We start from the raw sequence: 18,018 nt of genomic DNA, 5'->3' as shown, positions 1-18,018 counted from the left end.
GCGGCGGTGTGCCGGGTGCTCAGGTCTTGGTGCCAGGCGACTGCGTCATACGTGAGGCGAGCGACCCAGCGGCTCCGACAGCGTGGGCGAGCCCTGCGGCCCGCGGAACACGACGAACAGCACAAGCACGCTCAAGACGGCGACGCCGACCCACAAGGCCTGCTGCCATCCGACGATGAAGGCCTCATTGGCGGCGGTGAGAATTTGCTGGGCGAATACCCCGGCGCGCTCGCTCGCCGCAGCGGCGCTGGCAATGCCATCACGCGCAGTGGCCGCAAGCGCTTCGGGCACGCCGGTGAGTCGTTCGGAGATCGCGCCGTGATACCCCGCGACGAGCAGGCCGCCCAGAAGGGCGATGCCCAGCGTTGCGCCGAGCTCGCGGGTCAAGTCGTTGAGCGCTGAAGCAACTCCCTGTTGCTCGCGAGGCAACGACGAGGTGATGGCCTCGGTCGAGGGGGTCATGGCCAGTCCAGCGCCGAGACCCATGGCCATGATGCCGGGAAGCACGCTGAGGTATCCGCCCTCGGTTGAGACGAGCGCCGCCATGAGAGCGAGGCCCGCGGTGGCGATGGCAAGGCCGGTGGCCATGGCCGCTCGAGCGCCGATGCGCGCTGCGATTCGGGGTGCGAACCCAGACGCGAACATCATGAGCAGCACCATGGGCATCATGCCGATCGTGGAAAGCAGGCCGCTCCAACCAAGCACGACCTGGAAGTAGGGGTAAAGCACGAGAGAGATGCCTCCGATGATGCCGAACAAGACCAACAGCAAGGTCGTGCCCGACGAGAGACTACGGCTGCGGAAGTGTCGGATGTCGAGCAGGGGGAACGGCGTACGCAGTTCCCAAATGATGAACACCGCGACGGCGAGCACGGCCGCGCCGAGCGTGCCGAGCACGAGCGGGTCGGTCCAGCCGAGGGACGGTGCCTCATGAAGCGCGAAGGTGAACCCCACGGCTGCGACGATCGAGCTGGCAGCACCCAGCAGGTCGAAGGGGCCGGGAGCAGCGTCACGAGAATTCGGAATCGCGCGAGTGCCGATCATAAGTGCCGCGGCGGTGAGCACGAGCGGCAGCGCGAACAGCAGCCGCCACGTCGCGATGTCGACCAGCAGGGCAGAGAGGTACATGCCGAGAATGCCGCCACCCCCGGCAACCGCCGTCCACATACCAATTGCCCGAGAGCGCGCGGTGCCAGGAAACGAGGCGGTGATGACCGAGAGCGTGACGGGCATGATCATCGCGGCACCCACGCCGGTGAGCAGTCTTGCTGCGAGCATCACCTCGATGGTCGGCGCTACGGCGGCGGCGACGTTGGCGAGCCCGAAGACCACGAGGCCCGCTATGAACACCGGCTTGCGCCCGAGGCGGTCGCCCATGGCGCCCAAGGGCAGCAGCAGCGCCGCGAGGGTGAGGGTGTAGGTGTTGATGATCCACAGCACCTCGCCTTGTGAGGCTTCGAAGGTCAACGCAAGTTGCGGCTGGGCGACGTTCAGGCCCGAGACCGACGCGACCACGGCCATCAGTGCGGTGCAGACAGCCCACAGAATCGCTCGCCGTCGACGGGGATCGTCGATGAGGGGTGCAGCGGCAGATTCCGCGCCGAGTGAAGAAGGTGACGTCATTGCAGTGGGGTTCCTTTCAGGGTGGATGCGTGCCGGCTGGTGCCGGAGCGGCGTGCGCGCACGACAACGTCGCGCAGGGTCACGAGGGCATTGCCAGCCGTGACGACTCGGGTGCTTTCACAGCTCGACTCGATGCGCCATTCGGGTTCGCTGAACGAACGGGTGATGGCGTGGAGGGTGACCGTCGCGTCGTCGGGATGGACGTGACCGCCGTGACCGTGCCCGACGATGAGCACCGTGCCGCCGGGGGCGACCCACGAGGCGATGCGCCGGTAGAACGCGAGCTGGCCGATGTCGGCGTGGGCGTAGCTCGTGACGACGAGATCCCATGTGCGCTGCGGAACCCACCGGGTGAGATCGGTTTCGATCCACTCGATGCGAGCATCCACGTCAGCGCTCACGGCGTGGGCCTGCGCGCGTGAGAGGGCGGCGCGAGAGATGTCGGCTGCTGTGACGGCCCATCCCTGCTCGGCGAGCCAGATCGCCTCGGCACCTGCTCCGCACCCCGCGTCGAGCGCAGTGCCACGGGGAAGGTGTGCTGTCTCGGCAGGCACGTAAGGGTTCACGGGGAGGAGGTTTTGGTGCGCGATGGCGGGGGTCCAGTGGTCGCGCCAATAACTCTCGTCGAATTCGGCCATCAGTCCTCGGTTTCTTGCTCGTGGGTGAGACCAGAGTCACCGAGAACGAGCAGACTGGCAATCTTTCTTGCCGAATGGCAAAATGTCGCCATGCAGGAGGAGACAGACACGACGCTCGACACTGTCGGGCCACGCCTCAAGCACTTGCGCCTGCGCCGAGACGTCACCCTCACCACGCTCGCCGACGAGACCGGAATCTCGACCAGCACGCTTTCGCGATTGGAAGCCGGTCTGCGTCGGCCCACTCTCGAGCAACTGCTGCCGCTCGCCCGGTACTACGGCGTCACGCTCGACTCGCTCGTCGACGCCCCTCGCACGGCGAATCCGCGCATCGATCTGCGGCCGATGTCGTGCTCTGACGGCTCCATCATCATTCCGCTCACGCGTCGCCCCGGTGGCATCCAGGCCTTCAAATTCGTCTTGCCCACGGGCAGAGATGACGCGAAACCTGACCTGCGTTCGCACGAGGGCTTTGACTGGGCGTACGTGCTCAACGGAACCTTGCGCTTAGTACTCGGTGACCAAGACGTGTTGTTGCAGGCCGGCGAGGCCGTCGAGTTCGACACCCGAACTCCGCACTGGTTCGCTGCCACCAGCGCGGGGCCGGTCGAATACCTCAGTCTGGTCGGGCGGCAGGGCGAACGCGCTCACGTGCACACTGCGACTCATGATCACTAGCTACGGGCCAATCGACTGCAGCAGGTGCCGTCAGCGGCACAGTGCTCAACGACTCTTCGGTCAGTCGTGTCCTCCCGCTGGCCCTGTCTTCGTCGCACTGGTGTAATCGTCACGAACAGAAGGCAGTGAAACCATGCGGTACGTGATTCTCATCCATTCGAATCCGACCGCCGATCAGGCGTGGATCGACGGCGAACGCGAAACCCTCGACGCCACCCACGGCGCCGTCATCGCCGAGCTGGCAGCAAGCAAAGAACTCGTCGACACGAACGAGCTCGACACCGAGAACGTCACGGTGATCGGCCACCACAACGGCACCCCCGTCACCACGCGCGGCCCGTTCACCGAGGGCACCGAATACATTGGCGGCTACTACATCGTCGACGTCGCCAGCCGCGAGCGCGCCGTCGAGATCGCCGGCAAGTTCGCCGAGGTCAAGCATTCGCCCATCGAGGTGCGCCGCCTCATGCACACATCAGACGAGAACTAAAGCCATGGAGGACCTACTGTTCATCGTCAGCGACCCCACCGCTCCGCCTGCATCCCTGAAGAAGACAACGTCGAAGAGTGGGTGACCGACCTCGAGCAGCACGGCGCCTACCGCACCGGCCATAGCCTGCGCCCGCCCACTGACGTTCGACCGGCGTATCAAGCTCGGCTCCTCCGCCGATTGCGATCTGAGCGACATCGGTCGTTCCGCCGTGGCGCTTCAGTGTTGTGAGTGCGGCCGCGTCCGCTCGGGGGTGTGCGTCGAGCCCACGTGGCTGGCCGGTCTCATCTGTGAGTGCGCTGTTACGGTGAAGCGATGAATGCCGACATTGTGCTGTTGACGGGTTCGCCAGGATCAGGCAAGACGACGACCGCTCGAGGTCTCGCCACGACCTACGCGAAGTCGGTTCATCTGCACACTGACGACTTTTGGCACTCGATAGTCTCTGGACGCATCGCTCCATTCCTGCCCGAGTCGAATGCGCAAAACGAGACGGTCATGACGGTCATTCAGCGAGCAGCGTGGGCATACGCGGCAGGGGGTTTCGTGACCGTCATCGACGGCATCATCGGGCCGTGGATGTTGCATCACTTTCGCGAGCCGACTGCTGCCGTCGAGGGGGTTGGCTCACGACTCCATTACATTGTGCTTCGCCCAAGTCGCGATGAAGCCTTGCGACGGGCGCAGCAGCGTACGGCGCCAGGTGCTCTGGTCGACGAGGCTCCGGTGATTGATTTGTGGCATCAATTCGCAGACCTCGCAAGTTTTGAGCCTCACGTGATCGACACGACGACGCACTGCCCAGAGCAGACGCTCGCTGCAGTACAGCGGATGATCGCTCGTGGCGAGGCTCTGCTTCCACGGGGCTGAGTCCGCTCGCCTGATCCGTGTCGAGCGACAAGTGTCCTCGCACTGGACCGTGCTTCGTCGTACTGGTGTCAGCACCCCTTCCTGCACAGAGCCACTTCACACAAGAGATAGAGAGCCAACCCCATGGAATACCTACTGTTCATCGTCAGCGACCCCGCCGCCCCCACCTACGTGCCCGAAGAAGACAACGTCGAAGAGTGGGTGACCGACCTCGAGCAGCGCGGCGCCTACCGCACCGGCAACCGCCTTCGCCCGCCCACTGACGCCACGACGGTGACGGTGCGCGACGGCACGACGATCCTCACCGACGGCCCGTTCGCCGAGTCGAAAGAGTGGATCGCCGGCTTCGACCTCATCGACGTCGACAACCTCGACGAGGCGCTCGAGGTCGCAGCGAAGCACCCGATGGCTCGCTTCGGCCGCGTCGAGGTACGCCCGGTCTGGCCGTTCGAGTAGAGACGGTCGACATGCGCGTGGCGTCTATTTACGAGATCGCGCAGCTGCGGGGGTCCGCGGTTTCGCCGCGTGCGCATCGCAGAACTTGCGAACCATTCCATTGGTCACATCGATGTACTGCTTCTCGCAGTTGGGCGACTCGCACGCCTTGATGCGATGCCACCCGTCTGCTTCGACGAGCCGGGCAAGACCGAGCAGAGCGTCGTCTCGGTCACTTGGCAGGCGTGACGCAGCGGGATCACTTGTCTGCATACGCCAACCTCCGTGCGTAGCGCTTCGTGCCAACCACACTTGCAGGGTTGCGAGCTTCTCATTGAGCAGGTCAGTGGCGTGCCTCTCGTCAGGTAGCGCGGAAAGCACACCGTCGAGCGCGCCAGCATCCAGTGCTCGACGAGTCGCATCGAGCAACCCGTCGAACGTAGAGAGGTCTGGCAGCTTTCGCGCGCGTGCCACCCGTGTCACCTCTGCACGCGCACGCCCATCGAGCGAGCCGTTCCCTCGATCTGCCGCATCGCTGCGGCGAGGTCATCGGTGTTGAGGTCGGGCAGTTTTCGACGAGCGACGGCCTCGAGCTCTTGCACGGTGATTGTCTGAGGCTCGTCGTGCCCCGGGCGCGCGGCTCCTTTTGCTCGGATTACCTGCTTGATGAGGAAGGCCGTGGGCGGGGTCTTGAGATGTAGATCCCACGAGCGGTCTTCGTACACGAGAATCATGACCGGAATGACCTCGCCTCCGAAGCGCGCAGTCTCGGCGTCGTACCGCTTCTTGACTTCCAGAGTCGCGACGCCGTGTGGGCCGAGCATTTTGCCGAGGTCGACCATGGCGGCATTGCCAGCCTGTAGTTCGAGTTTGACCTGTGCCATCAACTTCTTCTGCGCCATCGGCGACTTCTCCTTCGTTCGTCACGAAGCTATAAGTTGACGTAACGTAAGAGTCAAACCGGAGTCTTCGCGGTCTCCGGATCCTGCGGCGCTCGCTCGCTGGTGGCGTGCGGCGGCGCCAGAAAGTGCTCCGCGACCACATCCCAGTCGGTGTTGCCTGGCCAGCGCTGCATCGCACGCGCAGACGCGGTGCGCACGAGCTCTGCAATCCCGGGGTCGATGCCCGCATCGCGGCTCGATTCCACGATGTGCTCGAGAAATGAGAGGCACATCTCCAAGCTCGCCTCGCCAGCGTCATAGCGTCGACGTTCCATAGCTGTCGTCAGGTCGGGGAGAGACCCACGAAGTGTGTCGGCGATGCCCTGTGCGTATGGCAAGAACCGCGAGGCTTCGATGCCGTGGGCGCGGGCGAGCGCTGTTGCGTGCAGGTGCGCGTACATGCCGCTGAAGTAGATGTCGAGCATCGCGAGGTCGAGTGCCGGTGGAACTGCGTGGTCGTCGCCGACGACATCACTTGTGCCGTTCATCACGTCGAAGAAGTAGCTTGCCTCGGCGAGGTCTTCTGACGCTCCCGCGTAGATGACGAAGCAGTCGTCGGTGCCGACCATCGGGGTCGGAACCATGATCGCGCCTGTCACGTAGCGCACGCCGAGTTGCGCGGCGTGTGACGCCGAGTCGGCAGCCTCGCCGGGGGTTCCGGTAGAGACGTTCACGACGATCCGGCCTCTGCTCTCTGGTGCGATCTGATCGAGCAGCAATCGACTCGCATCATGATTGCGCACGCACACCACCACGAGGTCAGCGTCGCTCGCCGCGTCCCGCGGTGTGGAGGCGAGCGTCACCGCAGTGTCATGTTCGAACCCGATGTCGCCAAGAGTCTTCGGCCTGCGGTTCCATGCGACGACGCGATACCCGCGGGTGTCTGCGGCAGCCGCGATCGCCGCTCCCATGGGCCCAAGCCCGAGCACTGCGATAGTGCGGGGTGTGCTTCCTGCCAGCGAGTGTGTGTCTGTCATACCCGCCATGCTGAAGGAGTGCATGTGGTTGGTCTAGTACGCACAATGGAGTAAGGACACCCCCCGGAGTAAGGACGGAATCGATGAACGACCGCGAACAGTGTGGAGTCAACGTGGTGTTCGGCCTTGTCGGCTCGAAGTGGAAGCCCACGATCTTGTGGCGTCTTGCCGAAGGTGATCGGCGCTTCGCAGAACTGCGGCGCTCCATCGCCGGAATCTCCGAGAAGGTGCTCGCCGATCAGCTTCGCGAACTCGTGCGTGACGACTTGGTCAATCGAGAGGCGGCACCCGGCTTTCCTCTGCGGGTTGACTACCGACTGACCGCACGCGGCAACGAGCTGAACTCCTTGCTTGACCCACTCGCAGAGTGGGGCGATCGTGTCAGGGTTGATCGTTTGGCGCAGCTGGGGTGAAGCTCGCACGATAGACGGTGGGGGAGACCCCGACCGCTTGGTGGAAGTGCCGCCTCAAGGTCGTTGCGGTACCCATGCCGCAGAGCTGAGCGATGCGTTCGACCGAAACACCTGTCGACTCCAAGAGTTCGCGCGCGCGAGCGATGCGTTGCTGATGCAGCCAGGCGAGCGGTGTGCTGAGAGTCTCCGTCTTCATTCGGCGGGTGAACTGCCGACTGCTGAGGCTGGCACGACGCGCCATGTCGCCCACTGTGATCACGTCCTCGAGGTTGGCTCGCGCCCAGTCGAGTGCGGTCGCGAGGCCAGCTGACTCGCCTCCAGGGTGCGGGCGGATCATGTACTGCGCTTGGCCTCCCGAGCGCTGAGCGGGTGCGACCAGGCGGCGCGAGAGTCCGTTGGCGGCAGCGGCTCCGAAGTCACGCCCGACGAGGTGCAGGCACAGGTCAAGTGCCGCGGTCTTGCCCGCCGAGGTCACGATGTCGCCATTGTCGGCGTAGAGCATCGAGGCCGACACGTCGATGAGCGGGTAGCGCGCCGCAAGGTCGTCAGCGTGCATCCAGTGGGTCGTGGCCACCCGACCGTCGAGCAACCCTGCTGCGGCGAGCACGAATGCGCCCGTGCAGAGCGCGGCGATTCTCACCCCTTGCCGGTGGGCTTCGCGCAGGGTCGCAATCAGGTACTCACTCGCGTCGGCCGATGTGTCGGCCGTTGATGGCACGATGATCGAGTCGCAGTTCGCCGCTGCCGAGTAGTCGGCCGTTGACTCTGTGGGCACCCACGGGTGCGGCTTTCCGTCGGCGGTGCAGACGATCAATTCGTACCACTCGCCAGTCGGTGAGAGGTCTGCTCGATCGACGCCGAATACTTCGGTAGCGATCGCCACTTCGTAAAGCATGGTGGTGTCGTGCATCATGAGGGCCACCCGGTGCATGTCTGAAAGTGTACGACAGTTGTCGTTTCGGACACTTACCGGGGTGCCCGATGTCAGTGCACGATGGGCCGGTGAGTCGCAAAGATCAGGTTCTTGTCTACGGTGCTGCCGGCCACACAGGTCGGTTCATCGTCGACGAGTTGGTCAGTCGCGGGGTGAGCCCGGTGCTGGCGGGCCGCGACCCCGTGCGGCTCGAGTCGCTTGCCGCCCGCCACCCAGCTCTCGAGCAGCGCGCGTTCTCGCTCGACTCGCCCCTCACGCTGCGCGCCGCGCTCACCGGCTCGTCAGTCGTGATTAACGCAGCAGGACCCTTCGCCGACACCGCGATTGAGCTGGCCGATGCTGCGATCGCGGCGGGCGCGCACTATCTCGATATCTCGGCGGAGCAAGACTCTGTGCGACGGGTTTTTCACGAGTGCGATGCAGCCGCGAAGGCGGCCGGGGTCGCGGTGGTGCCGGCCATGGCTTTCTTCGGGGGCCTACCCGATCTGCTCGCCAGCTCGATTCTGGGTCAGGATCGCGGCATATCCGATGTGACGGTGGCGATGTGGATCGATCGGTGGTGGCCCACGGCGGGCACCCGCGCCACGGGCCGCCGAAATGCGGGTCGCCGTTGGGTCTTCACCGATGGCGAGCTCGCCCCGTTCGGGGGCGACGACCGGGGCCAGACATGGGTCTTTGCACCCAACGTGGGGCGACAGGTTGTCGTCGAGATGCCGTTCTCAGAGGTGCTGACCATCGCACAGCACCTTCCCGTGCGTAGCGTGCGCTCGTTCATCAGCTCTCGGGCGCTCGACGACGTTCGAGATGACGCCACCCCGCCGCCTGAGGCGAGTGACGGTCGCGGTCGATCACGCCAACGCTTCGTCGTCGAGGTAGAGGCGCTCATCGACGGCACGCGTAGACGTATCGGTGCGACAGGTCGCGACATCTACGCTTCAACCGCGCCCATCGTGGTCGAAGGCGCGCTGCGTTTGCTACGAGGCGAAGCCCTCGCCATCGGCGCGGTGGCGCCGGGCGAGGCGTTCGACGCACGATCGATGCTGAGCGCACTGGGTCGCGCTAATCTGACCATCTTCGAGCCTGTAGAAAGGAGCACCGCTCATGACCTCAGCGTTGGAACACAACCTTCATAGCCCAGAACCCGACGAGACCCTACTGCGCGAGTTGCAGACTTTCGGTCGGTTCATCGGTTCGTGGGGCCTCGAGTGGTCGCGACCCGGTGACCCTGACGCCCCTGTCGGCGTGCACGGCGAGTTGCACTTCGGCTGGGTGTTGGGCGGTCGCGCGGTGCAAGACGTCTGGATCGTTCCGGCAGACGGCACGGCAGAGCGTCCATTCGGGTTTCATGGGTCGACCATCCGGTTCTTTGACCGTGACCGCGGCGTGTGGCGTTCGACCTGGATCGAGCCGGTCAATGCGCGAGTGCGCAAATTTATCGGCCGTGAAGTTGGCGACGAGATCCATTTGGTGAGCACCGACGCAGAGCCGTTCTTGAGGTGGCGCTTCACCGAAATTGCGCCCGACCGCTTCGTGTGGCTGGGCGAGTTCTCTGACGATGAAGCGCGCACCTGGCGTCTCGAAGAGCGCATGGTTGCGAAGCGCCGACGGGATGCTCTCCGTGAGTAGTGGCTTCGGTGTCGCGCACCTCACCGACACCCATGTGCCCGCGGGCACGAGCCCTGAGGCGCAGGCGCGAGCGCTGGCGTCTCTCGACAGCGTGCTCGGTTCGCTTGCCGACATTGATGGGCTCGACCTCGTGGTCGTGTCAGGAGACATTGCCGACGATGGTTCGGCGGCGGGCACCGAGGCGGTGAGAGATCGAATAGCGCGCTTTGCGTCAGCTCGAGGGCTTGCGCAGATCTTTGCGGTCGGCAATACCGACTCTCGTGACGTGTTTCGCGCTGCCTTGGGTTCAGGTCATCGAGATGCGGCGGGAGCCGACGTTGCGACTGCGCAGCTCGACACCGAGCAGGGCGGAGCAGTCAGCGAGCATCACGGGCTCCGAGTGGTCACGCTCGATAGCACCGTGCCGGGTCAGTTGCACGGCGAGCTCACCGACGACCAGCTGTCGTGGCTGTCGGGCGTGGTGACACCCGAGGCGCCCCACGGCACTCTCTTGGTGATGCATCACCCTCCGCGCACCGTCGAGGTCACTCAGTGGTTGTCGAGCGTGGCGTTGCGCTCGAGCGAGGCACTCGCCAGCGTGCTCGAGTCGAGCGACGTTCGCGCGGTGCTCACGGGGCACTTTCATGCGCCAGCGCTGGGCTTTCTGGGCTCCGCTCCCGTCTGGGTCTCGCCTGCGGTGGAGTCGCGTCTCGACGTCGCTGCCCCCAGTGGTCGGCTGAGGTTCATCGATGATCCGGCTGCGAGCGTCATCAGGTTGCCCCACGGTGGCACGGCGTCGTTCGTCACGGTGCACGCGCACAGTGCCGGTCGGGTGGTGCGAGAAGTGAGCTTGTGAGTTCTGTGACGTGAAGCGTGCAGATCGGCGGGCGTGGAGTGTCCTCGTTCTCGACTCTCGTTCGTCGCACTGGTGTAATCGTCCACCAGAAAGAGCGGAGCATCCGTGCGTTACATGATCCTCATCCATTCAAACGAGACGGCCGAGAGCGCGTGGGCCAACGGCGGCAAAGAACGCCTCGATGCCACTCACGCCGCGGTGAGTCGCGATCTCAAGCAGTCGGGCGAGCTCGTTGACGCCAACGAGATTGACGTGAAAGGCGTCACCGTCATCGGCCACCACAACGGCGAGCCGGTGTCGAACCGCGGCCCCTTCACTGAGGGCAGCGAGTGGATCGGCGGCTACTACATCGTCGATGTCGCCGACCACGCCCGCGCGGTCGAGATCGCCGGCAGGTTCGTTGAGAACGAGTTCTCGCCGATCGAGATTCGTCGCATCATGCATGAACCGCCCACGGCCTGAGCTTGAGCGAGCAGTCGGAGACACGGCACCGGGTGACCGCACCCCGCCCTGAGCACGCAACGAGCGCGGCGACCTCAGCGAGAACCACCCTCGCCGAGGTCGCCGCCTCCGAGCGCCTCCGCATCGTCGCAACCCTCATCCGCACCACCGGCGACTGGGATCTCGCCGAAGACTGCTTCCACGACGCCGTCACCCGTGCCCTGACGACGTGGCCCGAGCGCGGAATCCCCGACAACCCCGGCGCCTGGCTGACGACGGTCGCAAAAAACGCAGCCATTGATGCAATCCGCAAGGCGAAGGCCGAGCACCGCGCCACCGAGCGCGCCGCCCGCGAACCCACACCCGAGGCAGAGGAGGAAACCGTGCACGACACCATCGACGACGACCGCCTCCGCCTCATCTTCACCTGCTGCCACCCCGCACTGGCACTCGAGAACCGCGTCGCCCTCACTCTCCGCACCGTCCTCGGCCTGAGCGTCGCCGAGACCGCGCACGTCTTCCTGGTGAGCGAGAAGACCATGCAGAAGCGCCTGGTGCGCACGCGTGCGAAGATCCGCGCGGCCGGCATCCCCTACCGCGTGCCCCCGCCGCACCTGCTGCCCGAGCGCACCGCCGGCGTGCTCGCCGTGCTCTACCTGCTCTTCACCGAGGGCTATTCGTCCGGAAGCGGATCCGACCTCATCCGCCCCGCCCTCGCCGACGAGGCGATTCGACTCACGCGTCTGGTGGCCCAGCTCATGCCGCAGCAACCCGAGGTGCTGGCCCTGCTCGCCCTCGAGCTGTTCCAGCACTCGCGCGCCACCACGCGCCTCGACGCCGCCGGAGACCTCGTGCTGCTCGAAGACCAAGACCGCTCCCAATGGAACGCCGCCGCCATCTCCGAGGCCTCCCGGATGCTCGCCGACGCCGAGCACACCCTCCACCTCCTCGGCGCCACCCCAGGTCCGTACCTGCTGCAGGCCCAGATCGCCGCCGAGCATGCGACTGCCCCGACCCCCGAGTCGACCGACTTCGCCCGCATCGCCACCCTCTACGCCCACCTCAGACAGGTGGCTCCGTCGCCCATCGTCGACCTGAACCGAGCGATCGCCGTGGCTTTTTCCGAGGGCCCGGATGCTGGCCTCGCCCTCCTGGACACCCTCAACCTCGACGCGCAGCTGGGGGAGTACCACCTCCTCCACGCCACCCGCGCCGACCTGCTCCGCCGCTCCGGCCGCCCGACGGATGCTCTGCCGCACTATCGCCGAGCCCTCGAGCTCGCCCCCTCCGATCCCGAGCGCCGATTCCTCCGGCGTCGCCTCGACGAGCTGGGGGCTGCGCGCGCGGAATAGCTCTCTAGCCCACCAGCCTGCGAAGGCCTTCCGCGCCCGGAGTTCTCGCACGATACTGGGTTCGCAAAGACGGCACTGCCGAAACTGCGAGGAGACGCCCTTGCCGAACTACGCATGGATGTATCGTTTGGGCCTGACGCCGTGGGAGCGGTATGGCCGCGAGTCCGCAGCGAGCTTCGCCGAGACCTTCGATGGAGTATCGACCGGGCGGCCTTCTCCACCCGGTCGCGCGCTCGATCTCGGATGCGGTCGCGGGCTGTTCACCCCAGAGCTGGCGCGGCGGGGGTGGGAAACCGTCGGCATCGACCTCGTGCCGCGGGCGATCGAGGCCGCCAAGCAACAGGGTGACGAGAGTATTCAGTACGTCGTCGGTGACGTTACTGAGCTCAGCACCCTAAGTCTGGGCACGTTCGACTTGTTCGTCGATATCGGATGCTTCCAAGGGCTCGACGAGCGACAGCGCCGTGCGATGGGGTCGGGGGTGTCCGTCTTGGCGAATCCCAGCGCAGTGCTACTTCTGCTCGCTTTCGGGCCGACCCGTCTTCGTTCTTCAATCGGCGGAGTATCGCGAGACGAAGTCGATGCGGCGTTCTCCGACTGGGAGACTCTAGACGTATGGCCCGCTCCCACTGCCGGACTCGGCTGGCCGATGAATCGCACTTCTCCGCAGTGGTACCGCATGGCGTACGCGCCCGAGTGATTCCTCAACCGCCGAGCACGCGACCGCCCCGACCCCTAAGTCGACCGACTTCGCCCGCATCGCAACCCTCTACGCCCACCTCAGCCAGGTGGCCCCGTCGCCCATCGTCGACCTCAACCGAGCGATCGCCGTGGCCTTTTCCGAGGGCCCGGATGCTGGCCTCGCCCTCCTCGACACCCTCAACCTCGACGCGCATCTGGGGGAGTACCACCTCCTCCACGCGACTCGCGCCGACTTACTCCGCCGCACGGGCCGCCCCGCGGATGCTCTTCCCCACTACCGCCGAGCCCTCGAGCTCGCCCCCTCCGACCCTGAGCGGCGTTTCCTCCAGCGCCGGATGTCGACTGCCCATTGAAGAGTCTTCGGATGGCAACCCCGAGATGTTGGAGGTCTCACTCGCTAGGGCAGCCCAATCTCGCTCGGCAACACGGTTCGATTTGTCATCAATGAGATCATTTCCTTTGTGTTTGGTCGCGCACATCAGAACCCTGCGTGGACTTGCCTGAATCAATGTCACACTTTTCGTGTACGAGCCCGCGGCGGCTGCATCGGTTGGCATGGGAGTGAGCTTCAACATGCAGAGAATTTCACGCGGTCGGTTTGATGTCATTGCTGGCTATGCACGGAAACCTCAAGTCACATTGCTCGCTCGAGAACTCGACTGGTTTGAACTGCCTTCACCCCATCTTCTCGGGGCAGTCGTCATCGACACTGACGGTGAGTTCTCTGGAATCGTGTTCGCTCCGGACATGTCCGAGCGGTTTAGGTGGGTAAGCCAAACCTCGTTCTGGCCTACGCGTGCCCAAGCCGAAAGTGAATTGGAACAATGCATCGCTGCGATCGCTCGAGACTACGAACGAGTTCGCGCACAAGGAGACGAACCTCCGCCGATGAGCTTCTTTGCACCGACGGCGCCTGAAGCAAGGCTTCATCCGACTTTCTCTGCGCTCGCGAACGGTCCGATTCATTCCGCCGCCAAGCGAGTCATCGAATACATGATGCGGTGGTACCGCGACCAAGATGGGAACTTCGTCGAGCAGTTTCAGACTGCTGGGTTCGATGCGCGATTGTGGGAGCTCTACCTCTTTGCGACGCTCATCGAGGCGGGCTACACCATCAAGCAGCCCAACCCAGCACCAGACCTCAAGGCAATAGGAGTAGCTGGAAGCTTCTGTGTCGAAGCGACCACGATAAATCCTTCTCAAGATGGGTCCACTACCCCCAAGCCGACTTCTGAGAGCTCCGAAAATGAGATAGCTGCCTATTTGCAGCACTATCTGCCAATCCGATTCGCCGGCCCCCTGACTACCAAGTTGAGCAAGCGCTATTGGGAGCATCCTGAGGCGGCGGGGCTTCCTCTGGCTTTCGCGATCCAAGACTTCCACGATGAGCTGTCCATGACCTATAGCGGCACCGCGCTGTCGGTTTATTTGTACGGCAAAGTCGTGGACGTATCTTCTGGCTCGGTCGAAACCCCAGTAGTAAGCGTCATTGCGGAGCATCGGTGGGGCACAAAAGTTGTCGACTCGGGTTTCTTCTCATTCCCTGGCGCGGAGAACGTGTCCGCTGTCCTATTCAACTCGGCAGGGACACTTTCGAAGTTCAATCGCATCGGCGTGGCGACGGGGTTCGGTTCACCTGAGGTCACACTCGTGCACAAGGGTTACCGATACGGAGGAGAACCGCCTGCAAGAGAGCGCTTCGCAACGGAAGTGGGCGTCGGCTACTCAGAGCGATGGATTCACGGAATGAACGTGTTTCACAATCCAGAGGCTAAGCATCGTTTCGATCCCGAGTTGCTTCCTGGAGCAGCACATCACTTCTGGCTCGGTGATCGGTTCGAGTCGTGGATCCCCGACTCTCATCTTGAGTCCAGTCAAACCCTAATCGTTCGGCTTGTTTCCTGAAGCCGGAGGACGTCCGAGCTCGCCCCATCGGACCCCGAGCACCGCTTCCTGCAACATCCTTGTCATGAGGTCCTTGCCTAGCTCCGCTCAAATGCGTGCGTCTGTGCAGAAGCGACAGAGTCCACGCGCCGGAAGTCTGTCCCGACAGCTAGTGCCGAATCAACCAGTGAGATCTGAGGTCGGAAAGTTCATCCGGGCATGCGGGGGCCAATTTCGCGCTGGGGCGAGAGGTCGCCCGGTCAGCGCTAGTCAGCGGGTACAAGCTTCGCGGCCCAACCAGTCGCGCGCGTACCATGCCAATCGTTTCGATTCAACGCTCGCCAGCCCCACTGGTTAAGGCTGGCGTTGAGGTCTTCAAGCAAGTTCCATCGCTCGTTGACCTGCATTGCTGGATCTGTCACCTGGTAGGGGTAGGACTTCAAAGCGTCCTTCCCCGTTCGGCGGTCAAGAGCTTTCAGCTCCCACGTTTGCTGCCATGCATTGTGATACAGCGTCGCTTCATCCTCCATAGATCGAAGATAATGTTCCTCCTTGCTCATCCCCGCAGAAACTCTTTTCACGACTGGGCTCTCTTGCACTCACCACGACATAGGGGGTTGAGCGTTTAGGTGGCAGTCAATCACTAATGTCAGCCCACAAGTCTGGATTCTGACCCAGCGACTCGGCCAGGGCTGTCGACGAGATGATGGTGGGGTCTTCGTTGGGCCAAGTGGCGGGGAGCAGTTCTGCGTTCGCAGTCGCCGGCCGCTTCAAGAATTGCCAGTCGTCCCAGCCGCTCCCGGGCTCCTTTCTGAGTTCGGCGACAACGTTCGTTTTTGCGCTTCCTTGATTCGATGTGTACACGGTCATGCGTGTGCCTTCGGGCACCATCTTTAGCGCAACATAGAGGGCGTTATCAGCTTTGAGCACGGTCATGAGACGAACACTACTGGCAACGAGTTGCTCACCAAAAAAAGCCGCTCCGCGCCCTCCAGATGGTCGCCAGACTGAACTTCAGACTGCGTCTATTCCCATCGAGTTCTCGTCAAAGAGGGTGGGTTGGCTTGCCAATTCGCGCCTCATCCGAGTGCGCGAGCGATCATCTACGGTGCGCGCACCCGATGCAAGTTGAGCAATCGCGACATGAGCATCGGAGTCCGTCCGACTTAGGCGCCGGCGCCGAATCTTCCAGATGCCGTCCGCAAAGGTAACTAAGCCTGCTGCGCGCAACATCTTCATGGCGTCGTCGACTTCCCCCACTCGACCTCGACCGTACTGATGGCGCACGAGTCCGAGTACTTCGTCGGTCGTCGTCTCATCTGTCACCGCGGAAACTCCGAATCGTGAAGGGAAGACGTTGAGCCACAGCCTGGTCGCAAGGTAAAGAGGAGGGATCGGATCGTTCGCAAATGCGTAACGCACCTTGTTATTGGCGAAGTTTCTTGGGGGAGGCTTCAGATCGACCCAATCTCTGTAGTTGGGCTCGCCACCGGCCGAGAAACTCCCATTCTGAGATCCTGGCCATACCTGGAGGACGTAGTGATCCGGCGTCGGCGCGAACTGAATCATGATCGGCCGACGCGCCGGAGAGTACCAATGGTCTGGATTCTCGATGCGCTCCCCGTAGATCCGGCGAACCGCATCGGTGGCATTGTCGATTGGCGTCAGCAGCACAACGTCAAGCTTGCTGACCTCTGTGGTCCCGCCACGCGCGTTTGGCAGGTGGGTGACTCTTGAGTACTTGTCCAACTGACGGCAGATGCTCTCCACGGAGCCTTCAGGGAGAGCGATGTTCGCTATCTCGGCGACCCAGCCTGTCCCGTTTTTGAAAAGTACGGTGAAGTCCGGCGTTAGCTCACCTTCACTCGTCTTGAGTTTCGGATATCGCTCGAAGTGCTCGACGGTGCTTGGCAGTTCTTTGGTTTCAGTGAACAACCAGTGATAGATGGAAACGATATCCACCGCGCGGTCGTAGATCACATAACCACGGACGAGCGCATCGGGGTCGGCAGGACTATCTGTTCCTCGAGCCATGAGCTACACCAGGTCGTACAGGGACACCGGCTCAGAACCTGGTTGCTCTCGTATTTCCAGGGCGCCGAAAGCTTCGCTCAGCAGTTGTGACACCCGTGCGAGCGAGGACGCCGAGGATCGGAACCCAGGAAATATGTCGATCGCGTCCTCGCGTGTAACTAGAACGTCGAAGTTGGAGCCGTCCTGCTCGTCCGTGAGAGCGAAGTGCAGATAGGGGTTTCTGTGGAACACCGCAAGAGTCAGGTTTGGTTGGGTGCCAACGACTGCTAACACGTCCCCGGTGTCTTCGGCGTCTCTCAGGAGACTTGCGGGCAGGGAGATGGTGAGAGGTCGGAGCTTCTCTGATGCTGAGATCCGCGCGCGATTGCTCAAGAGCTCGCGTCGGGTGCCAGCTGCTGCTTCTAGTCGACGCAGAACTAGGTCTCGAAAAACCAAATAGCTGCCGCCGTTGTAAGTTGCTCCGGCCAGTCGCCGAACGTGCAGATCGAGCGTGTCGCGAACATGCAGCGAAAGCGTTCGCACCGACCCCCCTCGGTCTTCGATCTCCGCTATGCCTTCTCTATGGTCGGGCCTCCTGGAGTCGGGACGAGCTGGAAAACCTCGGTTTAGTGATGAGCCGTCTCGCATTCGCGAGGAGATCGTGACGACCTCAACAGCTCCGTAGCTGGAAAGTTGGTCTCCTAGCTCGAGAAAGTCTTCGTGATTCAGGAAGCAACGGGAGATTCCTTGCGCACCGACGATCCACCGTTCGACGCGCCTCCACCGGTAGTCGCTTCGTGGAACGGTTCCCATTAGGTGGAAAACGCCCTCATGCTCGGACGTCAGGGCCGCTATCAGCCATTCGCCGTCTTTGTCGGCCAGCCAAACAACCGTGCCGTTGGGGGCGGACGCACGTCCAAGCTCCTTCACGCCAGAGAATGACAGAAGAGCAGTTGGATCGAGATGATCGGTGAAGACCGTCTCAACCACAATCTGGACCCGCGACTCGTCACGGCTTGCGTATCTCCGCAGTAGGTGAGCAAGGTCCAGTACTCGCCCGCCCACCGCTTCATCCCAGAGTGAGCGTTCGAACACCGTCAGCATGAGGACCTCACTAGACCTCTGCCTTCCATTAGATGCGGCGACGCGGAACCCGATGAATCGAC

Annotated in this window: 22 protein-coding genes; 13 read left to right on the top strand and 9 right to left on the bottom strand. The window is 63.3% G+C overall.

The genetic code is table 11. The features are described from left to right. Window positions 1-45: 45 nt before the first annotated feature. Together KIT89_RS04530 and KIT89_RS04525 are read right to left on the bottom strand one after the other, a co-directional pair. Window positions 46-1,623, bottom strand: coding sequence for an MFS transporter (locus KIT89_RS04530; protein ID WP_297603424.1), 1,578 nt, complete (start codon window positions 1,621-1,623; stop codon window positions 46-48). Next, the gene (locus KIT89_RS04525; protein ID WP_297603423.1) at window positions 1,620-2,261 is read right to left on the bottom strand and encodes a bifunctional 2-polyprenyl-6-hydroxyphenol methylase/3-demethylubiquinol 3-O-methyltransferase UbiG; all 642 of its coding nucleotides are present in this window, start codon (window positions 2,259-2,261) and stop codon (window positions 1,620-1,622) included. The genes KIT89_RS04530 and KIT89_RS04525 overlap by 4 nt, the downstream gene beginning before the upstream one ends. Before the next feature lie 90 nt (window positions 2,262-2,351). On the opposite strand from KIT89_RS04525, the gene KIT89_RS04520 reads away from it, so the two are divergent. The 4 genes from KIT89_RS04520 (at window position 2,352) to KIT89_RS04505 (ending at window position 4,755) form a co-directional block, all read left to right on the top strand. Next, window positions 2,352-2,939 carry a helix-turn-helix domain-containing protein gene (locus KIT89_RS04520; protein WP_297603422.1) on the top strand — a complete coding sequence of 196 codons (588 nt, stop codon included), beginning with the start codon at window positions 2,352-2,354 and terminating at the stop codon, window positions 2,937-2,939. A 133-nt stretch (window positions 2,940-3,072) separates the two neighbouring features. Continuing rightward, complete coding sequence (locus KIT89_RS04515) at window positions 3,073-3,429, top strand: YciI family protein (protein WP_297603420.1); 357 nt, start codon at window positions 3,073-3,075, stop codon at window positions 3,427-3,429. 315 nt (window positions 3,430-3,744) lie between these two features. Next, entirely contained in the window at window positions 3,745-4,299 is a 555-nt protein-coding gene (locus tag KIT89_RS04510) for an AAA family ATPase (RefSeq protein ID WP_297603419.1), read from the top strand. Between the two features lie 123 nt (window positions 4,300-4,422). Next, window positions 4,423-4,755, top strand: coding sequence for a YciI family protein (locus tag KIT89_RS04505; protein ID WP_297603417.1), 333 nt, complete (start codon window positions 4,423-4,425; stop codon window positions 4,753-4,755). Window positions 4,756-5,213: 458 nt separating this feature from the next. On the opposite strand, the gene KIT89_RS04500 is transcribed toward KIT89_RS04505, so the two are convergent. Continuing rightward, a complete protein-coding gene (locus KIT89_RS04500) occupies window positions 5,214-5,636 on the bottom strand; it encodes a 50S ribosomal protein L11 (RefSeq protein ID WP_297603416.1) in 423 nt (140 codons plus the stop codon). A gap of 53 nt (window positions 5,637-5,689) precedes the next feature. After that, window positions 5,690-6,652 (bottom strand): NAD(P)-binding domain-containing protein, encoded by a 963-nt coding sequence (locus tag KIT89_RS04495; protein ID WP_297603414.1) that lies wholly within the window; start codon window positions 6,650-6,652, stop codon window positions 5,690-5,692. 83 nt (window positions 6,653-6,735) lie between these two features. Between KIT89_RS04495 and KIT89_RS04490 the strand changes: the two genes are divergently transcribed. Beyond that, on the top strand, window positions 6,736-7,065 hold the full coding sequence (locus KIT89_RS04490) for a helix-turn-helix domain-containing protein (protein WP_297603413.1): 330 nt from the start codon (window positions 6,736-6,738) through the stop codon (window positions 7,063-7,065). Here the strand turns inward: KIT89_RS04490 and KIT89_RS04485 are convergent. After that, on the bottom strand, window positions 7,034-7,996 hold the full coding sequence (locus KIT89_RS04485; protein WP_297603412.1) for a GlxA family transcriptional regulator: 963 nt from the start codon (window positions 7,994-7,996) through the stop codon (window positions 7,034-7,036). The genes KIT89_RS04490 and KIT89_RS04485 overlap by 32 nt on opposite strands. Window positions 7,997-8,067: 71 nt before the next feature. Between KIT89_RS04485 and KIT89_RS04480 the strand changes: the two genes are divergently transcribed. The 8 genes from KIT89_RS04480 (at window position 8,068) to KIT89_RS04450 (ending at window position 14,860) form a co-directional block, all read left to right on the top strand. Further along, window positions 8,068-9,132: a saccharopine dehydrogenase NADP-binding domain-containing protein gene (locus KIT89_RS04480; protein WP_297603411.1), complete on the top strand. Its 1,065-nt coding sequence runs from the start codon at window positions 8,068-8,070 to the stop codon at window positions 9,130-9,132. Next, the gene (locus KIT89_RS04475; protein ID WP_297603409.1) at window positions 9,101-9,625 is read left to right on the top strand and encodes a hypothetical protein; all 525 of its coding nucleotides are present in this window, start codon (window positions 9,101-9,103) and stop codon (window positions 9,623-9,625) included. Before KIT89_RS04480 ends, KIT89_RS04475 begins: the two co-directional genes overlap by 32 nt. Beyond that, a complete protein-coding gene (locus tag KIT89_RS04470) occupies window positions 9,618-10,460 on the top strand; it encodes a metallophosphoesterase (protein WP_297603408.1) in 843 nt (280 codons plus the stop codon). The genes KIT89_RS04475 and KIT89_RS04470 overlap by 8 nt, the downstream gene beginning before the upstream one ends. A 114-nt stretch (window positions 10,461-10,574) precedes the next feature. Further along, window positions 10,575-10,922, top strand: coding sequence for a YciI family protein (locus KIT89_RS04465; RefSeq protein ID WP_297603902.1), 348 nt, complete (start codon window positions 10,575-10,577; stop codon window positions 10,920-10,922). A 32-nt stretch (window positions 10,923-10,954) separates the two neighbouring features. Further along, window positions 10,955-12,253 (top strand): sigma-70 family RNA polymerase sigma factor, encoded by a 1,299-nt coding sequence (locus tag KIT89_RS04460; RefSeq protein ID WP_297603406.1) that lies wholly within the window; start codon window positions 10,955-10,957, stop codon window positions 12,251-12,253. A gap of 100 nt (window positions 12,254-12,353) precedes the next feature. Continuing rightward, window positions 12,354-12,953, top strand: coding sequence for a class I SAM-dependent methyltransferase (locus KIT89_RS04455; RefSeq protein WP_297603405.1), 600 nt, complete (start codon window positions 12,354-12,356; stop codon window positions 12,951-12,953). 88 nt (window positions 12,954-13,041) lie between these two features. Further along, window positions 13,042-13,308 (top strand): tetratricopeptide repeat protein, encoded by a 267-nt coding sequence (locus KIT89_RS13580; RefSeq protein ID WP_367275882.1) that lies wholly within the window; start codon window positions 13,042-13,044, stop codon window positions 13,306-13,308. Between the two features lie 169 nt (window positions 13,309-13,477). Next, window positions 13,478-14,860, top strand: coding sequence for a hypothetical protein (locus tag KIT89_RS04450; RefSeq protein ID WP_297603404.1), 1,383 nt, complete (start codon window positions 13,478-13,480; stop codon window positions 14,858-14,860). A gap of 245 nt (window positions 14,861-15,105) precedes the next feature. Here the strand turns inward: KIT89_RS04450 and KIT89_RS04445 are convergent, their stop codons facing one another. From KIT89_RS04445 to KIT89_RS04430, 4 genes are all read right to left on the bottom strand, one after another. Continuing rightward, the gene (locus tag KIT89_RS04445; protein WP_297603402.1) at window positions 15,106-15,399 is read right to left on the bottom strand and encodes a hypothetical protein; all 294 of its coding nucleotides are present in this window, start codon (window positions 15,397-15,399) and stop codon (window positions 15,106-15,108) included. Between the two features lie 76 nt (window positions 15,400-15,475). Continuing rightward, complete coding sequence (locus KIT89_RS04440) at window positions 15,476-15,775, bottom strand: hypothetical protein (protein WP_297603401.1); 300 nt, start codon at window positions 15,773-15,775, stop codon at window positions 15,476-15,478. A gap of 78 nt (window positions 15,776-15,853) precedes the next feature. Next, window positions 15,854-16,819, bottom strand: a complete 966-nt coding sequence (locus tag KIT89_RS04435) for a hypothetical protein (protein ID WP_297603400.1) — start codon at window positions 16,817-16,819, stop codon at window positions 15,854-15,856. Window positions 16,820-16,876: 57 nt separating this feature from the next. Beyond that, window positions 16,877-17,956, bottom strand: coding sequence for a hypothetical protein (locus KIT89_RS04430; RefSeq protein WP_297603399.1), 1,080 nt, complete (start codon window positions 17,954-17,956; stop codon window positions 16,877-16,879). Window positions 17,957-18,018 lie beyond the last annotated feature (62 nt).

Origin of the sequence: Microcella sp. (assembly GCF_025808395.1) — a bacterium.
In the GTDB taxonomy this organism is placed as follows: domain Bacteria; phylum Actinomycetota; class Actinomycetes; order Actinomycetales; family Microbacteriaceae; genus Microcella.
Note: the sequence above shows the minus strand (reverse complement) of the source record. Positions and strands in the feature narration are given on the sequence as shown.

Bases quoted from the DNA above. Each gene is read 5' to 3' on its own strand.
- KIT89_RS04440 (WP_297603401.1), bottom strand. From the start codon at position 15,775: ATGACCGTGCTCAAAGCTGATAACGCCCTCTATGTTGCGCTAAAGATG.
- KIT89_RS04510 (WP_297603419.1), top strand. From the start codon at position 3,745: ATGAATGCCGACATTGTGCTGTTGACGGGTTCGCCAGGATCAGGCAAG.
- KIT89_RS04475 (WP_297603409.1), top strand. From the start codon at position 9,101: ATGACCTCAGCGTTGGAACACAACCTTCATAGCCCAGAACCCGACGAG.
- KIT89_RS04505 (WP_297603417.1), top strand. From the start codon at position 4,423: ATGGAATACCTACTGTTCATCGTCAGCGACCCCGCCGCCCCCACCTAC.
- KIT89_RS04485 (WP_297603412.1), bottom strand. From the start codon at position 7,996: ATGCACCGGGTGGCCCTCATGATGCACGACACCACCATGCTTTACGAA.
- KIT89_RS04490 (WP_297603413.1), top strand. From the start codon at position 6,736: ATGAACGACCGCGAACAGTGTGGAGTCAACGTGGTGTTCGGCCTTGTC.
- KIT89_RS04500 (WP_297603416.1), bottom strand. From the start codon at position 5,636: ATGGCGCAGAAGAAGTTGATGGCACAGGTCAAACTCGAACTACAGGCT.
- KIT89_RS04520 (WP_297603422.1), top strand. From the start codon at position 2,352: ATGCAGGAGGAGACAGACACGACGCTCGACACTGTCGGGCCACGCCTC.
- KIT89_RS04530 (WP_297603424.1), bottom strand. From the start codon at position 1,623: ATGACGTCACCTTCTTCACTCGGCGCGGAATCTGCCGCTGCACCCCTC.
- KIT89_RS04445 (WP_297603402.1), bottom strand. From the start codon at position 15,399: ATGAGCAAGGAGGAACATTATCTTCGATCTATGGAGGATGAAGCGACG.
- KIT89_RS04515 (WP_297603420.1), top strand. From the start codon at position 3,073: ATGCGGTACGTGATTCTCATCCATTCGAATCCGACCGCCGATCAGGCG.
- KIT89_RS04525 (WP_297603423.1), bottom strand. From the start codon at position 2,261: ATGGCCGAATTCGACGAGAGTTATTGGCGCGACCACTGGACCCCCGCC.
- KIT89_RS04465 (WP_297603902.1), top strand. From the start codon at position 10,575: ATGATCCTCATCCATTCAAACGAGACGGCCGAGAGCGCGTGGGCCAAC.
- KIT89_RS04495 (WP_297603414.1), bottom strand. From the start codon at position 6,652: ATGACAGACACACACTCGCTGGCAGGAAGCACACCCCGCACTATCGCA.
- KIT89_RS04430 (WP_297603399.1), bottom strand. From the start codon at position 17,956: ATGCTGACGGTGTTCGAACGCTCACTCTGGGATGAAGCGGTGGGCGGG.